Source organism: Flavobacteriales bacterium, assembly GCA_020635855.1.
Lineage (GTDB): Bacteria > Bacteroidota > Bacteroidia > JACJYZ01 > JACJYZ01 > JACJYZ01.
Window position 1 is genome coordinate 1,096,120 of the sequence record JACJYZ010000002.1, and the last position, 17,654, is coordinate 1,113,773.

The following is a 17,654-nucleotide window of genomic DNA, read 5'->3' on the forward strand; positions in this document are numbered from 1 at the left end:
TACCTTGCCAGAACTTTCTATTCGATTTGGTGAATCGATTCCCCTTTTTTCCTGGTTTTCTGTGCCATATTTATATCTTTGGGCGGCCTAACTCCCCGTGTCATCTTTTGTTATGAAAAACAGGAAAAAGAATTTCATTGCTGCTTGTTTGCTATTGCTGGTATCTGTTTCCGCCTCGCTGGCCCAGACCGGAAGTGTTCGTGGCTTTGTGTACGAGAAAGAATCGGGTGAGCCGGTGATCTTCACCAATGTGGTGTTGGAAGGTACCACGTACGGAATCGCGACTGATGTGAACGGGTACTACAACATCACCAAATTGCCTACCGGAGATTACACCCTGCGTGTTTCCTATATCGGATTCGATACCGTGCGTGTGAACATCAAGGTTGGAAACGGCCAGATTGTGAACCAGAATGCTTACCTAAAGAAACAGGACATCCGTCTGGGTACGGTGGTTATCTCTCAGGAGGCCCTGAAGAAAACCACGGAAGTGGATGTGGCGGTTGAAACCATCACCCCGAAACAAATCAAACATATACCGACCATTGGCGGTGAACCGGATATCGCGCAGTACCTGCAGATTCTGCCAGGTGTGGTGTTCACAGGAGACCAGGGCGGACAGCTCTACATCCGTGGAGGTACGCCTATCCAGAATGTGGTGCTGCTTGACGGCATGGTGGTGTACAATCCTTTTCATTCCATCGGTTTGTTCTCGGTGTTCGATACAGACATCCTTCGGAATGTGGATGTGTACACCGGGGGCTTTCCCGCAGATTATGGCGGAAGGATTTCGTCTGTGATGGACATCACCACACGCGACGGAAACAAGTCGAACATCAGCGGGAAGGTTTCGGCCGGAACCTTCAACTCAAAAGCACTGATCGAGGGACCCATCGTGAAGAGCAAAACGGAGAACGGAGGTTCATCTTCCTTTATCTTCTCAGCCAAGAATTCATACCTGAAAGAGAGTTCGAAATTGCTCTACACCTATATTGACACAGGTGGCTTGCCTTACAACTTCACCGACCTGTACGGTAAGGTGTCGTTGAACTCAAGTAACGGCAGCAAGCTGAACCTGTTCGGATTCAACTTCCGGGATAAGGTGAACTATCAGTTCGTGTCAGATCTTGACTGGAAAGCTTCGGGCTTCGGAAGCAACTTCATTCTCATTCCCGGCGCATCCCCAACCCTCATCAGTGGTCACGTTTCTTATTCGGATTATGGAATCTCCCTGGCCGAAGCGGATGCCAAACCGCGGACAAGTGAGATCAACGGATTCAACCTGGGCTTGAATTTCACGTACTATCCGGGCAAAGATGAGATCAAATACGGGGTGGATGTGCTTGGATTCAAAACCGATTTCAATTTCACCAACAGCGTAGGGCGTAAGATCGAACAACAACAGAATACCACGGAGCTGGCAGGCTTCGTCCGGTACAAGATCGCACGCGAGAAGTTCCTGCTGGAGCCCAGTTTCAGGGCACACTATTATGCATCCCTATCGACCTTCTCCCCGGAACCGCGATTGGGTGGAAAGTACATGGTGTCTGATAAACTCAGGTTGAAATTTGCAGGTGGTTTTTACTCACAAAACCTGATCAGCGCTACCTCCGACCGGGATGTAGTGAATCTGTTTTACGGATTCCTGTCGGGTCCGGACAACCTGCAGAAGACGTTTGACGGCAAGGATGTGAAGCACAACCTGCAAAAAGCACGTCACCTGATCGCCGGGTTTGAATACGACCTGGGCGAGCACCTGGATCTGAACGTGGAAGGTTATGTGAAGGATTTCAACCAACTGACCAACCTCAACCGCAACAAGGTGTTTGATGACGATGGCGACAACGCCGACAAACCGGATGCCTTGAAAAAAGATTTCATCATCGAAAGGGGCAAGGCCTATGGGGTCGACTTCCTGGTGAAGTACGATTTCAAACGCATGTACATCTGGGCGGTGTACTCACTCGGAAAAGTAACCCGGCATGATGACGTGCAATCGTACAGTCCGCACTTCGACCGCCGCCACAATGTGAACCTGGTGGCTTCCTATACCTTTGGAAAGAAACTGAACTACGAAGCCAATGCCCGATGGAACCTGGGATCCGGATTCCCGTTCACGCAAACCGGTGGCTTCTTCCCCAAACAGAATTTTCAGGATGGCATCAACACCGATTATGTGTCTTCCAATGAAGAACTCGGAATCTATTATGGCGAACTGAACGGCGGGCGTTTACCCTATTACCACCGCCTGGATGTGACGGTGAAGCGCAAGTTCTATATTGGGGAACGTGCGGAAATGGAAATGATTCTGGGTGTCACGAACGCTTATAACCGGGAGAACATTTTTTACTTCGACCGGGTTCGGTACGAAAGGGTGAACCAGCTTCCATTCATGCCGAGTTTCGGATTGAACATGAGTTTCTGATCAGCGTTATGCTGACGGGCCCTGCGGAAGTTTTCCTGCAGGGCCTTTTTGTTTTTTATGCCCGGAATTGCCGGATCGTATGCCATTAACTCACGGATAATTATTACCTTTGGGTCCGTCGTTAAACCTAGGATCGAATGGCGGGCACGAAATACATTTTTGTTACGGGTGGAGTTACTTCATCGCTTGGAAAAGGCATCATTTCAGCCTCCCTGGCGAAACTGTTGCAGGCCCGCGATTATGCAGTTACCATCCAGAAACTCGATCCCTACATCAACGTTGATCCCGGTACAATGAACCCCTATGAGCATGGGGAATGCTATGTAACCGACGACGGAGCGGAGACCGACCTCGACCTCGGTCATTACGAACGCTTCCTGAATGTACCCACTTCACAGGCGAACAACGTAACCACCGGTCGCATCTACCAGAATGTGATTAACAAGGAACGGGAAGGCGCTTACCTGGGGAAAACCGTTCAGGTGATTCCGCACATCACCGATGAAATCAAACGCTGTATCCAGCACCTGGGTAATACAGGTAAATTCGACTTTGTGATCACAGAAATCGGCGGTACAGTTGGTGATATCGAATCATTGCCTTACATAGAAGCGGTTCGCCAGCTGAACTGGGAAATGGGAGACGACTGCCTGGTGATTCACCTGACCCTGATTCCTTACCTGGCCGCAAGCGGCGAGTTGAAAACAAAACCCACCCAGCACTCGGTGAAAGAACTGCAGGCAGCAGGTGTGCAACCCGATATTCTTGTTTGCCGCAGTGAAAGGCATATCACGGAAGACATTCGCAACAAACTGGCCCTGTTTTGCAACGTCGGCAAGGAAGCGGTGATAGAGTCGCTCGACGCTGAAACCATCTACGATGTGCCCCTGCTGATGCGTTCTGAAAAGCTTGATGAAGTGGTGCTGGCAAAACTCAAAATGCCCGTACGTGGCGCAACGGATTTGACCCGCTGGACGGAATTCGTGACACGCCTGAAGAACCCGCGCACGGAAGTTTCCATCGGCCTGGTCGGAAAATACATTGAACTCAAAGACTCTTATAAATCCATCGCTGAGGCCTTTATCCATGCCGGTGTATCCAATGAATGCAAAGTCAATATCAAATGGTTGCATTCGGAAGACCTGAATGAAGACAATGTGGCCGACAAGCTTTCCGGCCTGAAAGGGATCCTGGTGGCACCCGGTTTCGGTGACCGCGGGATCGATGGAAAGATACTCGCCATCAAGTACGCAAGGGAAACACAAATCCCATTCCTGGGAATCTGCCTGGGTATGCAGTGCGCCGTAGTGGAGTTTGCACGGAATGTGCTCGGGCTTGATGCGCACTCAACCGAAATGGAAGCCCATTCGTCGCACCCGGTGATCGATATCATGGAACACCAGAAAACGGTGACCAAGAAAGGCGGTACCATGCGTTTGGGGGCTTACCCTTGTCGGCTCGTGAAGAATACTTTGGCAGCCAAAATTTACGGCGCTCCGGAAGTGCGTGAAAGGCACCGCCACCGATACGAGTTCAACAATGAATACCTGTCGGAGTTCGAAGCAGCCGGCATGGTGGCCTCCGGGATCAATCCCGATGAGGGGCTGGTGGAAATCATCGAATTGAAGTCGCATCCGTTCTTCGTAGGTGTGCAGTTCCATCCCGAATACAAAAGCACAGTTGAAAGCCCGCATCCGTTGTTTGTTCATTTCGTGAAGGCGGCTATTGAGAAAGGCGTTTCCAGTAAACGTGAAAAAGTATCTGAGAAGTAATTTCGGATATTGCCTCTCTATTCCCCCGATCTTCTTTCATTTTGGTTATCTTTGGCGCTGATTTTTTCATGCCTTGAAAGCAGCGAATGGATAGAAACAGTATCATCGGTCTGACGCTGATCGGATTGATTATGGTCGTGTTCAGCATCATGAACCGACCCAGCGAAGAGGAGCTGGCAGCTCAGAAGAGCCGCCAGGACAGTATTGCAGCGGTAGAACAAGAAAAGAAACTGGCCGAGGAATCGGCGCAACAGCACTCCCTTACACCTGAAGCAAACAGCAACGCTGTTCAACAGGACACCACAGTTTCTGACAGTGTGAAAGCCATCCTCCGTCAGAATGAGTTTGGTGTGTTTGCCGATGCAACTGTGGGAGAGGAGAAGCTGATCACCATTGAGAATGACAAGGTGAGGTTGGTGATCTCCACCCGGGGAGGTCGCATGGTCTCCGCTGAGCTGAAAGAATATCATACCTACGATTCGCTTCCGCTCTACCTGTTCACACCGGACAGGTCATCTTTCAACATGCGCTTTGCCGCAGGCACCCGTGTGATTGCCACCAACGATTTGTATTTCACACCGGGTAGCGATGGTTTTTCGGTGAATGCCGGTGAAAAGAATTCCATTTCTTTCCGCGCTTCGGCAGGCCAGGGAAAGTACATCGAATATACCTATGGACTCACCGGCGGTAGCTATGTGGTTGATTTCAATATCAACATGGTGGGGCTTGACCAGGTGATTGCAGCCAATACCAACTTTGTAGACCTGAATTGGGAATTCGATGCCCCCCGCCAGGAAAAAAATGTCAAAACCGAACGCAGGAATACCAGCGTTTACTACCACTACATGGAAGATGGTGAAACCGATCACCTCAGCACCACCAAGGAAGACCAGAAAGACCTTGAAGCCAAATCCTCATGGGTGGCCATGAAATCTCAGTTCTTCACGGCAGCCCTGATGAGCAAGGAAGGGTTGGACAAACCCCTGTCCGTGGAAGTAAAGCCCTTTGAAGAAAAAGACGATGATGAGATACATGCCGAATACCTGAAGACCCTCAAGGCGGAAATGAGTATTCCGTATGACCACAAAGCTTCGGAGAACCATGCATTCCAGTTCTATTTCGGTCCCAATCACTACAAGACGCTGAAGGATCTGGATGTGGGAATGGAGAACATCATCTATCTCGGATGGGGCGTGTTTAAGTGGGTGAACAAATTCCTCGTGATCCCCGTGTTCAATTACCTGGATAGTTTTGATCTCAGCTATGGATTGATCATCCTGTTGCTTACGGTACTTATCAAGTCGCTCCTGTTTCCGCTTACCTATCGCACCTATTTGTCTTCCGCTAAAATGCGTGTGCTGAAGCCGGACATCGAGGAACTGGGCAAAAAGTTCAAACCGGAAGATACACTGAAAAAGCAGCAGGCCACCATGGCGCTGTACCGGCAGGCCGGAGTAAACCCCCTTGGAGGTTGCATCCCAACCCTCTTGCAAATGCCGATCCTGTACGCCATGTTCAGCTTCTTCCCGGCGTCCATCGAACTCAGGCAGCAGCCGTTCCTTTGGGCCAAAGATCTGTCAACCTACGACTCGGTCTTGCAATTGCCGTTTCACATTCCGGGATACGGAGATCATGTCAGTCTGTTTACCTTATTAATGACCGCATCGATCTTTGCCACCATGAAGTACAACACGGGGCAATACGGAAGCAATGACCAGATGGGCAAGCAGATGAAGATCATGATGTATGTGATGCCGGTCTTCTTCATGGGTTTCCTGAATAACTATTCTTCCGGATTGACGTACTATTACTTCTTGTCCAACATGATTACTTTCCTGCAGCAGCAGATATTCAGGCGTTTTGTTGACGATGATGCGATCCACAAAAAGATCCAGGAAAACAAAAAGAAGCCTGCTTCCCAGAAAAAATCGAAGTTCCAGGAAAGAATGGATGAGATGATGAAGCAACGGGGATATCAGCCACCCAAGCGTTGATATTGCCTCGTCATTTCTTGAAACTTAAGGTGTGCGCGTACAAGAAAAACTCCGTAAAACGGGCAAAATAAACCTGTCTTTTCCTGAACCCGGCATTGCTGAAATACGCATTGCCAAGGGGTGTTACATCCAGGTTGAAGATGTGAAGATGCTAGAGGATGCCATTGAGGAGGCGACCGGCGGATCACCTTGTTGTAACCTGATCATTGCCGAAGATTTTGCTACTACCTCTTTCCAGGTGCTCAAATACATGGGTAGTGAAGAGGCCAATCGCCTGACCATTGCCGATGCCTTTATTTTGCATTCATTGCCTCAGCGCATTCTGGCCAGGTTTTATGTGAACGTAGTATCTCCGGTAAGACCCACCAAATTCTACGGGGCAAATGAAAAAGGAGATGCCATCCGTTGGTTGAAGAGCTTCCTTTGAAATCCACCGTGCTTCCCATTTTGTTTTGCATAAGCCCGCTTAAAAGCAGATATTGGAATCATTCTTGTTCAAGGTGGGTAAAGCCAATTTTATTATTATGAAAAAGCATATGTACAACTGGTTGGTGATTATGGGCGTGGCGCTGATGGCGGCATGCGGTTCCGGAAAAAAGGGAATGACTTCGGGCGACAAGCCGGATGATTCAAAAGGTTCGGAAACAACGGAGGTCAAAGATCAGGTGCAAGACGGTGATTCCGTATTTGCACGCCTCAGGAGGGGTGCTTGTTTCGGTCGTTGTCCGATGTACGAGGTACTGATTTACCAGAGTGGTTATGCCACGTATGACGCCAAGCGGTTTACGGATACGGTTGGGTTTTTCTATGCCCATTTGCCTGCATCCAAACTGGAAGACATCAAAAAATACGCAAATGAGGTGGGGTATTTTGAGATGGAGGATAAGTACGACAATGAGTATGTCACCGACCTGCCGTCCACTGAAACACGTTGCCATTTTGACGGGAAAGACAAAGCCATTGTGAATCGCTACCAGGGTCCCAGAGAGTTGAGGTCATTCGAGCAGTACATTGACGATGTGCTCAAGGATGTGAAATGGATACGGATTCCCAGCAGTCAGGACTGACGCAACACTTACTCCACGATACGGACTTCCACACGCCGGTTTTTGGATCTTCCTTCTTCCGTTTGGTTGTCTGCAACCGGCTTGTCGGCACCAAATCCCTGCACCAATATCCTGCCTTTTTCAATGCCGTTTTTGGAGAAGTAATCACCCACCACCTGTGCTCTTTCCTTTGAGAGTTTGTAGTTGAACTCCGGGCTTCCGCTGTTGTCGGTATGCCCACTGATCTCTATGGTGAAGCTTTTCACCCGTTTCATGTAATCGATCAGTTTGTTCAGTTCCGCAACCGAACTGTCAATGATCACCAGTTTTGAACTGCCCTTCTCAAACTTGAACTGGATGTTCTTCACCTCAAACAGTTCGGGTGTCACATCATCCGGAAGTTTTTCCTTCCTTTCCAGCATGAAGTCGCTGACAAAGGTCATTACGGTATCTTCGGGGACTTCGGTTGATATCTCCGTTTTCTTTTCCAGGTAGAGTTCGTGGTTGAGGGAGATCCTATAGGGTTTGTTGGCCACCAGTGTCATGAAGTACATGCCGTTCTGCCCGGCCTGGAAAGAAGCCACCTTCTCGCCCGTTTCCTCGTCGACGATAACCATTTCCGCGTTCACCGGTTTGCCGGTTTGGCTGTCTTTGACCTGTCCTTCCAGGATGGCAAGTTCCACCTTTTCAGGTTTCACCTGGTTGTTCATCTGGCTCGGCAACACATAGCGTGACATGTCGATTTCGTAAATGTCATTGTCTCCCAGACCGTCTTTCTCCACGCTGGCGTAGTACGCTTTCTTTCCGTCGGTGGTGAGAATGAAATGCACGTTGTCGTCGGTGGTGTTGATCGGATATCCCAGGTTCTCGGGCTCTGACCACTGACCGTTCTCATACACGGACCGGAAGATGTCGTAGCCCCCCATACCTTTGTGCCCGCGTGATGAGAAGTAAAGGGTCTTGCCGTCAGGGTGGATGTAGACGGAGATCTCGTCTTCCGAGGTATTGATCACAGGTCCCAGATTCTCTACGTGGCGTACGTTGTTCTCATCCCGGTAACTCTTGTAGATATCACCGCGACCGTAACCGTTTTTCCTTTCACTGACAAAGTACAGCGTTTTTCCGTCGGGTGTTACGCTGGCAGCGGTTTCAAAATAAGATGAGTTGATGTCTTTTCCTAGATTTTCCGGGGCCGACCACCTGCCTGTTTCCCCTTTGTGTGATACGAAGATGTCGCCGCTGCGTGTGCGGTTGGGCGTGTTCTTATACACGTAAATGTCATGGCCATCGGGTGAGATGCTCAGGGCGGCGTCATGGTAGTCGGTGTTCAGGGCACCTTTGATGCCTTCCGCCTGGTTCCATGCATGTGTGCTGTCATTGAAGTGGGAAATGTAAATGTCTTCGTAATAACCGTGGTCGTTGATGTCGATGGATTTCCCTGTGGTATTGGGTCTCCGGCTGGTGAAGATCAGCGTTTTTCCATCAGCTGTTACAGAGGGAGAGTACTCCGGGTACTGTGTGTTGATCTTGTCGCTGAGGTTTCGGATCGTTACATCAACGGGTTTGGCCATTTGTTCCCTTGCATACCATACCTGGCTGATGTACGTATTCACGATGTTTTCATCCAGTTTGTCGGGATTTATCAGCTGACGATAAAGTTGGTATTGCGTCATGGCGCTGTCCAGTTCACCTTCCTGATGAAAAGCCTGGCCCATTTTCAGGTGGATCTCAGGATCCACGTAAGGGTCTAATTGGTGGGCCCTGCGCAGAAATGAGATGGATTCCTGGGAGTTTTTGAGGTTCAGGTGAGAGAGCCCGATCCGGTAGTTCAGGAAAGCATTGTTCTGGTTGTTCTTGTACAATTCCTGGTAAAGGGCGAGCCCCACCACATAGTTCTTTTCCTTGAACGCCTTCTGGGCTTTCCACATCTTCATGATGTCCTGTACGGAGAAGTTATGGCTGACTTTTTCGGCCTCTTTGTTCACCAGGTTTTTCTTCGGCCCGAATGAATAGGTGAGGCCGAGTCCTACGAACGAGTACTTGTCGTTATGGCTGCTGGGTTCAATCCATCCATCAAGTTTGTCGGTACCCATGAAGCGCAGGGAGAATTCAATGTTGGCTTCGAAGTTGTTCCCGATGCGGTATCCTGCCTGGAGTCCAACGGGGACAACCACTTCTGTTGTTTTTCCGGTGTTGGCAATTCCCTTTTGCAGGTTCTTGACCGCCTCCTTGGTTTTCAGGGAATAGATCTGGCTCTGGAACCGGGTGAAACCGATGGTGGTGTATCCCATGAACCGCCATTTGCGGAACGGATCCAACACCCAGGGCATGAACAATCGCTCGAAGTCGAGGTGAACACCCAACGTTGCTTCGGAAACGTGGCTGTGAAAATAGGCTCCCCGGGTCACCACATCGCTTACCAGGGTCAGTTCCCTTTTGGTGCCTTGCAACTGCCCGAACAACAGCATGCCTTTTAAAGAAACCGCCCGCGTCAGGTTTTTTTGAAGCGAAAAAGTAAAGCCCGGCATGTTTTCATTCATGTGTCGCCGCACCGGAATCAGACGGTGTTCCTTGATTTCCCCGTAGTTGTGCAGCAAGCCAACCCCGCCGTAAAGATGAAAGCCATCCAGCAGGGGCGGACTTACAGGATGTTCCCCGTCATGAGCGTATGCCGGGGAGAAGCGGGCCACTGAAATGACCAGTAAAGCAAGGAGTGGGAAGCTTTTTTTCACGCGATTCTTATTGGTGTCAGCACACTAAAGCTAAACTAATGCTTTTCGGTGACAGTTAAAAGAAATATTGGATGAATCATTTGATCATCAATTGTTTGGCCTGATCTCCAGGTTGAATTGAGGTTCCAGCATGCTTATATACTCGTTGAATTGCCGGAACCCTTTCATCATGTTTTCATTCCGTTCGTAACGTATTTTTTGAAGGTAATTGACAAAGCCAGCGGCGTCAAGGTATGGATGGGATGCCTGTGCTACGCTGTTCTCCAGGTGGCTGGTTCCGAAGGCGAAGGCTTCATTCAGTTCTTCGATGTATGCATCGGGCAGGTCGGTATTGGAAACCCACGCAGCAAACAGGAAGGGGAGGCCCGTTAGTTCGAACCAGGCCTCTGACAAATCATACCGGTATGCGTAGCGCTCGTTCAAGGTAAAAGCACGATCACCGATCACCACACCGGCCATTTCGCCATGGATCAGCTCTTCATATCCCTGCGATGCGGGCGCCCACTGCCAGTTCTTTTTCCAATGCATGGCAGCCAGAACCTTTACCAATCGGATGGATGAAAGGGAATGGTAGTCGAGCAGAACGCTGCGGATTTCTTCCAACGGTACCTGGCTGAAAAGCATCACGGAATCAACAGGTCCGTAGCCGCCGATCCCGTACCCGGTGATGATGCGGGCGTTGGGTATGCTGTTAATGGCGGCAACGGGTACGAGTCCTACATTGGCCTCTCCGGAAATCAGTTTCCTGGCACATTCGGAAGGAATATCCAGAGAAACCCGGTGACGGTCCATGACCCCCATATGCTCCATGCCGTAAATGAAGGGCCGCGTGTTGCCGAATGAAACCGCTGATACCTGCAACGGACCGTTATGTTTTTCCATCTGAATTCGGGATTTGGTGGATGGCCAGGGTGGCTGCAACCACACTGTAGGTGGGAGCAATCATCCAGCCCACCACAGGAATGAGGTACAGGGCGTGAAACCCAAGCCCGTTGGCAATGGCCAGGGGTCTGTATCTTCTTACATAATCAATGCTTTCTTTGCGATTCAAGCGCTTTCGTTCCAACGAATAGTCGATCATGGAAAAGCCGTAAAAGTAGGCTTCGGTCAGCAAGAGAAGCACCGGGGCTGCCATGCCCACAAAAGGAATCATCCCCCCGAGATACAGTGCCAGTGTGATCAGCGCTTCCACCAGCAGGTTCCTGATGGCGAGCAGGGCGCCCCTCCATGCATCCGACATCAACCGGCTCATGCTGAAGGGATAGGAGCGTTCCGTCAGGATCTCATCACATTTCTCCGATAACAGTGCCAGCAAAGGGGAAAGCAAGATCAGTACCATGTATTTGTAAATGCTGAGGTAGATCATCAGTAAGGCTGCCCTCAGTACAAACCCCGTAAGGAACACCAGGGAACCTTTCAGCCATCCGGCCCAGCCCCAGCTGTCCAGATTGGCCCAGGCCCAAAAGGTATCCAGCATGGCAGCCGACCATTGCCACGCTGTCCACGCGAATACCGCGAACAAGATAAGGTTGATGATTCCGGGTACCAGCAGGTAGCCCCACAGCCTATGGTTGCGGATGAATTGATGGGCCTCTGCATAGCTGCGAAAGCCCAGCAGTACCTGGGTGGTGAAGGACATGCTGCGAAATTAGCGAATTATCCCTTCGGTATGCGGTTTCAGGCCGTTGCCGGTAGCACGGAAATTGTGGAAAACTCATGCCTTTACCCTTCCCACGGATTGCTTACCTTTGGACGCCTATCACAATCACATGGAACTAAACGAGTTGTCAGCAATTTCCCCGGTAGATGGCCGCTACCGGAGGGTCACCAAAAACCTCGCCGGCTATTTTTCAGAATTCGCATTGATCCGTTACCGGCTGCATGTGGAAGTTGAGTATTTCATCGCATTGTGTGAACTGCCCCTTCCGCAACTGAAGGGCGTTAAACCTGAGTTGTTCCAACGCATGCGCGACCTGGTCAAGCAGTTCACACCCGAACAGGCACAAGAAGTAAAGGACATTGAGAAGGTAACCAACCACGACGTGAAGGCGGTCGAGTATTTCCTCAAACAAAGGTTGGAAGCGTGGGGGATCGGTTCCGAAAGGGAGTTCGTGCATTTCGGACTTACATCCCAGGATATCAACAACACCAGTGTGCCCCTGTCATTGAAAGAGGCCCTTGTGAACGAATTGATGCCCTTGATGCAGGAACTGGTTGCAGATCTGGCAGGACTCGCTATCCAGTACAAAGATGTTTCCATGCTGGCCAGAACCCATGGCCAACCAGCTTCTCCCACCAAATTAGGTAAAGAACTTCAGGTGTTTGTGGAGCGCATGCGCATACAGATGGACGCCATGAACCAGGTGCCTTTCGCCGCCAAGTTCGGCGGAGCCACCGGCAACCTGAACGCGCACCATGTGGCCTACCCGGATACCGACTGGCAGACCTTTGCCAGGGGATTTGTGGAGCGCAACCTCGGCCTTACCCGGTCGTTCCCCACCACCCAGATCGAACATTACGACCAGCTCGCAGCGCTGTTCGACGCCCTGAAACGCATCTGTGTGATTCTGATTGACCTGTGCCGGGATATGTGGACCTACATCTCCATGGAGTACTTCCGCCAGAAGATCAAGGAAGGTGAAGTGGGTTCGTCGGCCATGCCACACAAAGTCAATCCCATTGATTTTGAAAACGCAGAAGGTAACCTCGGAATCGCCATAGCACTGTGCGAGCACCTGGCGGCCAAACTTCCCGTTTCCCGCCTCCAGCGCGACCTTACCGACAGTACCGTGCTGCGTAACGTGGGCATGCCGTTCGCACACATGGTCATTGCCCTTCAGTCGACAAGGAAAGGACTGGGGAAACTGTTGCTGAATGAGGCAGCACTCGCCAACGACCTGGAAAACAACTGGGCTGTGGTGGCCGAAGCCATTCAAACCGTGCTGCGTCGTGAAGGGTTTGATCAACCTTATGAAGCCCTCAAAGCACTTACACGCACCAACGAAAAGATCGACCGCAAAGCCATTCATGCTTTCATTGAACAGCTGAAGGTAACTGAAGCGGTGAAAGAGGAACTCAAAACCATTACACCCGCCAACTATACCGGGGTCAGTTCATAAAACCACCCAACAACACCATCGCCATGAAACCCATCCTCGCCGTTTTCCTTTGTGCGTTGTGCATGCTGATCTCCGGCACTGCCTTTGCGCAACAGGCCAACAACCCTAAGAATTTCGAATTGGTTATCAAGGCCACCCAAACCGAGCAGGAGATCAAGGATATCCAGCAAGATCTGAAACGCAGGCTCATCACCCTTGAAATCGAAGAGCTGAAGTACAATGTGTTCGGTCGCATCAAGATACTCAAAGGTTCCATCACCTTTAATGATGGTGCTACCGGCCAGTTCCATTCCGAAAACTTCCGGCAACTGAAGATCCTCCGCCAGTATAACAACAGCGGTAGGGCCGGTAATATCAGCATCACCATCAAGTAGTATACGACCGCACGTTTGCCAGTTTTGAAAGTTGTCGGCTTTTCATTCATTCGCAATGCCATCCGGTATGACTACCCGGTGGTGGAGTCCCTGCGTTCCATATTGCCTGTATGCGATGAAGTGATTGTTGCCGTGGGAAAATCTGAAGACGATACGCTGGCCCTGGTACAGTCCATCGCTCCGGATAAGATCCGCATCATCGAAACCGAATGGGACGATTCCCTCAGAGAAGGTGGAAGGGTGCTCGCGGAAGAAACGAACAAGGCACTGCGTGCTGTTCGCACCGATGCCGACTGGGCCCTGTACATTCAGGCCGATGAAGTACTTCCCGAATCAAGCCACCGGCCGTTGCGTGCCGCCATGGAACAATGGAAGGATGACAAACGGGTGGAAGGACTCCTGTTTGACTACGTTCATTTTTATGGTTCTTACGATTATGTAGGCGATTCCAGGCGCTGGTACCGCCGTGAGGTGCGTGCCGTACGCCCCGATCCCGCCGTGTATTCCTACCGCGATGCACAGGGCTTCCGAAAAGACGGAAGGTCTTTGTATGTGAAGCCGGCGAATGCCACCATGTATCACTACGGTTGGGTGCGCCCCCCGGAGGTGCAGCAACAACGACAGGAAGCTTTCCATGCATTGTGGCATGATGACAATTGGGTGGAATCCAACGTGAAGATCTACGATAGTTTCGATTATTCCCGGATCGATTCCCTGGCCCGTTTTGAAGGACAACATCCGGAGGTGATGGAAGACCGCATCCGTCGCATGAACTGGTCTTTTGCCTTCGACCCTTCGTCACGTAAACTTTCTTTCAAAACCCGCGTGCTCGGGTGGATTGAACGGATAACCGGATGGCGGGTGGGAGAGTACCGCAACTACAAGCTCATCCGTTGATCTGACTCCGGCTGAATCAGATACTTTGGAATCTGGTCCAAATTCGTAACCTTTGGGCAGCCAATAAAAAAATCCATCCGACTTGCATTCTATGAGAAACATCCTCCTCGTTATTGTCTGCAGCCTCTTTTGCGCAGGTGCATTTGCCCAGGATACCGATTCTACCTGGTACCGTTACCCCGCTGTATCACCCGACGGAAGTACCATCGCCTTCTGCCACGGCGGCGATATCTACACCGTTCCTGTGGCCGGCGGCGTAGCCCGTGTGTTGACATTGCATGAGGCCCATGACTTCATGCCCGTGTGGTCACCCGACGGAAAAACCATCGCCTTTGCATCCGACCGCTATGGCAACTACGATGTGTTCACCATACCTGCATCCGGCGGAAAACCCACGCGTCTGACCTATTATTCGTCCAACGACCTTCCCAGCGATTTCACCCCGGAAGGAGATAAAGTGCTGTTCTCGTCACGGCGTACCGATGATCCCGGTTCATCTCAGTTCCCTTCCTGGGGATTCCCGCAATTGTACGAAGTACCCGTTGCCGGTGGAATGCCCGTCATGATCCTGACGACCCCCGCGCTGAATGCACGCTACCATAAGTCGGGAAAGATGATCTTGTATGATGACCTGAAAGGTGTTGAAGACCTTTGGAGGAAACACCAGACTTCTTCCGTAGCCCATGATATATGGGTGCTGGATGTGGAGAACAAACGACACCGGCAGCTTACCACATATGAAGGTGAAGACCGCAACGCCGTGTGGGCGCCCAATGAACAGGAGATTTTTTACCTCAGCGAGAAAAGCGGATCGTTCAATGTGTGGAAGTTTCCCCTCTTGGATCCCAGCCAGGTTACCCAGGTGACCAATCATAAAAATCACCCGGTACGCAACCTGTCTATCGCTTCGAACGGACTTATGTGCTACAGTTACCATGGAAGTATCTATACTGTTCGCGATGGAGAGCAGCCTGTCAAGGTTTCCATTCAGGTTCGCAACGATGGACGGGACCTGGAGCGGAAGTTCGAACCGCTCGGATCGGAAGTATCCGAGATGGACGTGTCACCCGACGGCAAAGAGATCGCATTCATCAATAGAGGGGAAGTGTTCGTGACATCTGTTGATCATCGCATCACCAAACGCATCACCAACACCCCGGAGATGGAACGCTCTGTGAGTTTCAGTCCGGATGGCAAAAGCCTCCTTTATGCAGCCGAACGCAACGGCAGCTGGAATATTTATCAAACCAAAATGGTCAGGGAAGATGAGAAGTACTTCTACCAGGCCACTGTGCTGAAAGAGACACCCCTGGTGGAAGGCCCGGAAGAAGCGTTTCAACCGCAGTGGGCGCCAGATGGAAAAGAGATTGCATACCTGGAGGAAAGAACCACCCTGAAGATACTCACCCTTGCCACCCGTCGTACACGCGTGGCCATGTCGGGAGATCATACCTACAGTTACATCGATGGCGATCAGTACTTTCAATGGTCACCCGATGGGAAATGGTTACTGGTGAGCTTTTTCGACCGTGAAAGATGGGACGGGGAAGTCGGACTGGTCAGTGCGGCCGGCGACGGCAAAGTGGTGAACCTAACCAACAGCGGATATAATGATTATCATCCCAAATGGATATTGGACGGGAAAGCGATGATCTGGTACACCGACCGCAACGGCAATTTCCGGCACAGCGGTTCCGGTTCCGAAGACGATGTAGAGGCCATGTATTTCACCCGCGAAGCCTTTGACCGCGCCAATCTGTCGGAGGTTGAATGGGAGTTGTTGAAGGAGGAGGAAAAGGATCATAAAAAGAGCGAAGGGGGGTATGTGCCTCCCATTAAGATCGATCTGAACGGCATCGAACGCCGCACAAAACAACTGACGCCCCATGCCAGCTGGCTGGCAGATGCCGTTGTGAGCGATGATGGCGGGACGCTTTACTACATGGCCAAATCCGACAATGAAGGATATGACATCTGGAGCCGCAACCTCTACAAGGATGAAATCAAATCGTTGGCCAATGTGGGTGGGATGGGTACCCTTACCCTAAGCAAAGACGGCAAAACCCTGTTCGTGATATCCGATGATAAAATGTATACAGTGGAAACATCCGGCGGAAAGAAAAGTGCCATCTCGTTCTCAGCGGAAATGGAAGTGGATGAAGCCGCAGAACGCAAGTACTTCCTCGAACATATGTGGCGGCAGGCGCTGAAGAAATTTTATAAGGTGGATATGCAAGGTGTGGACTGGGCCTTTTACCTGAAAGAATATGAAAGGGTGCTTCCTGATGTAAACAACCTCCGCGATTTTTCCGAGCTCGCCAGTGAAATGCTGGGTGAACTGAATGCCTCCCATACCGGTGCTAAGTACCGCGGCAAAACACCGGAAGGATCGGATGAAACGGCATCGCTCGGACTGATGTACGATCGGGGTTATGTGGGTGCCGGCCTGAAAGTATCCGAGGTATTGCCGGGTGGTCCGCTCGACCTCGCGGCATCCAGGGTGAAACGCGGCGTGGTTATTGAAAAGATCGATGGCGAACAGCTGACCATGACCAACAACCCCTATGAACTGCTGAACCACAAATCAGGTAAGTATGTGTTGTTGTCACTTTACGACCCCGCCTCCCGCGGTCGCTGGGAAGAAAGGGTGAAGGCTACATCCGTGGGTGATGAAGGCAACATGCTATACGAACGATGGGTGAAAGGCCGTGAGGATGAAACCGAACGCCTGTCCGGAGGCCGCCTGGGATATGTGCATGTAAGGGGTATGAACGACAAGAGTTATCGGGAAGTGTATGACAAAGCCATGGGCAAGTACTTCGACAAGGAAGCGCTTGTAGTGGATACACGCTTCAACGGCGGAGGCAACCTGCACGATCAGCTGTGTGTGTTCCTGAGCGGCAAGAAATACTTCACCACATTCCCACGCGGACAGGTGCTGGGCATTCGTCCGGATACCCGGTGGACCAAACCTTCGGTGGTGCTGATGTGCGAAACCAACTATTCGGATGCACATATCTTTCCATATGCCTACAAGGAACTCAACATCGGCAAACTCATCGGGATGCCCGTTCCGGGAACCGGCACCTCGGTGTGGTGGGAGCGCCTTTATATAGGTATCGTATTCGGTATTCCTGAGGTAGGCTACATGGGCCTTGATGGTACACTGTTGGAAAACCAGGAACTGCAACCCGACATCAAGGTGAAGAACGAGTACGAGCAGGTAGCAGTCGGTAAAGACCAGCAGTTGGAACGAGCTGTGAAGGAGTTGCTCGACGAGCTCGGTAAGAAGTAA

General features: G+C 50.9%; 12 protein-coding genes. 9 read left to right on the forward strand and 3 right to left on the reverse strand.

Features of this window, described 5'->3' with window-relative positions; translation table 11 throughout:
- Positions 1-112: 112 nt before the first annotated feature.
- From H6585_04580 to H6585_04600, 5 genes are all read left to right on the forward strand, one after another.
- Positions 113-2,425: a TonB-dependent receptor gene (locus tag H6585_04580; protein MCB9447603.1), complete on the forward strand. Its 2,313-nt coding sequence runs from the start codon at positions 113-115 to the stop codon at positions 2,423-2,425.
- 137 nt (positions 2,426-2,562) lie between these two features.
- Positions 2,563-4,197 (forward strand): CTP synthase, encoded by a 1,635-nt coding sequence (locus tag H6585_04585; GenBank protein ID MCB9447604.1) that lies wholly within the window; start codon positions 2,563-2,565, stop codon positions 4,195-4,197.
- An 86-nt stretch (positions 4,198-4,283) separates the two neighbouring features.
- Positions 4,284-6,191: a membrane protein insertase YidC gene (yidC, locus tag H6585_04590; protein ID MCB9447605.1), complete on the forward strand. Its 1,908-nt coding sequence runs from the start codon at positions 4,284-4,286 to the stop codon at positions 6,189-6,191.
- Positions 6,192-6,222: 31 nt separating this feature from the next.
- Complete coding sequence (locus H6585_04595; protein MCB9447606.1) at positions 6,223-6,618, forward strand: hypothetical protein; 396 nt, start codon at positions 6,223-6,225, stop codon at positions 6,616-6,618.
- 97 nt (positions 6,619-6,715) lie between these two features.
- Complete coding sequence (locus H6585_04600; GenBank protein MCB9447607.1) at positions 6,716-7,258, forward strand: hypothetical protein; 543 nt, start codon at positions 6,716-6,718, stop codon at positions 7,256-7,258.
- 8 nt (positions 7,259-7,266) lie between these two features.
- On the opposite strand, the gene H6585_04605 is transcribed toward H6585_04600, so the two are convergent.
- The 3 genes from H6585_04605 to H6585_04615 form a co-directional block, all read right to left on the reverse strand.
- Positions 7,267-9,969 (reverse strand): PD40 domain-containing protein, encoded by a 2,703-nt coding sequence (locus H6585_04605; protein ID MCB9447608.1) that lies wholly within the window; start codon positions 9,967-9,969, stop codon positions 7,267-7,269.
- A gap of 87 nt (positions 9,970-10,056) precedes the next feature.
- Positions 10,057-10,851 (reverse strand): menaquinone biosynthesis protein, encoded by a 795-nt coding sequence (locus H6585_04610; GenBank protein ID MCB9447609.1) that lies wholly within the window; start codon positions 10,849-10,851, stop codon positions 10,057-10,059.
- Entirely contained in the window at positions 10,838-11,608 is a 771-nt protein-coding gene (locus H6585_04615; protein MCB9447610.1) for an EI24 domain-containing protein, read from the reverse strand. Before H6585_04615 ends, H6585_04610 begins: the two co-directional genes overlap by 14 nt.
- A gap of 130 nt (positions 11,609-11,738) precedes the next feature.
- Between H6585_04615 and purB the strand changes: the two genes are divergently transcribed.
- From purB to H6585_04635, 4 genes are all read left to right on the forward strand, one after another.
- Positions 11,739-13,088, forward strand: coding sequence for an adenylosuccinate lyase (purB, locus tag H6585_04620; protein MCB9447611.1), 1,350 nt, complete (start codon positions 11,739-11,741; stop codon positions 13,086-13,088).
- 23 nt (positions 13,089-13,111) lie between these two features.
- Positions 13,112-13,462, forward strand: coding sequence for a hypothetical protein (locus tag H6585_04625; GenBank protein MCB9447612.1), 351 nt, complete (start codon positions 13,112-13,114; stop codon positions 13,460-13,462).
- 24 nt (positions 13,463-13,486) lie between these two features.
- Positions 13,487-14,359, forward strand: a complete 873-nt coding sequence (locus H6585_04630) for a glycosyltransferase family 2 protein (GenBank protein MCB9447613.1) — start codon at positions 13,487-13,489, stop codon at positions 14,357-14,359.
- Between the two features lie 91 nt (positions 14,360-14,450).
- The gene (locus H6585_04635) at positions 14,451-17,654 is read left to right on the forward strand and encodes a PD40 domain-containing protein (protein MCB9447614.1); all 3,204 of its coding nucleotides are present in this window, start codon (positions 14,451-14,453) and stop codon (positions 17,652-17,654) included.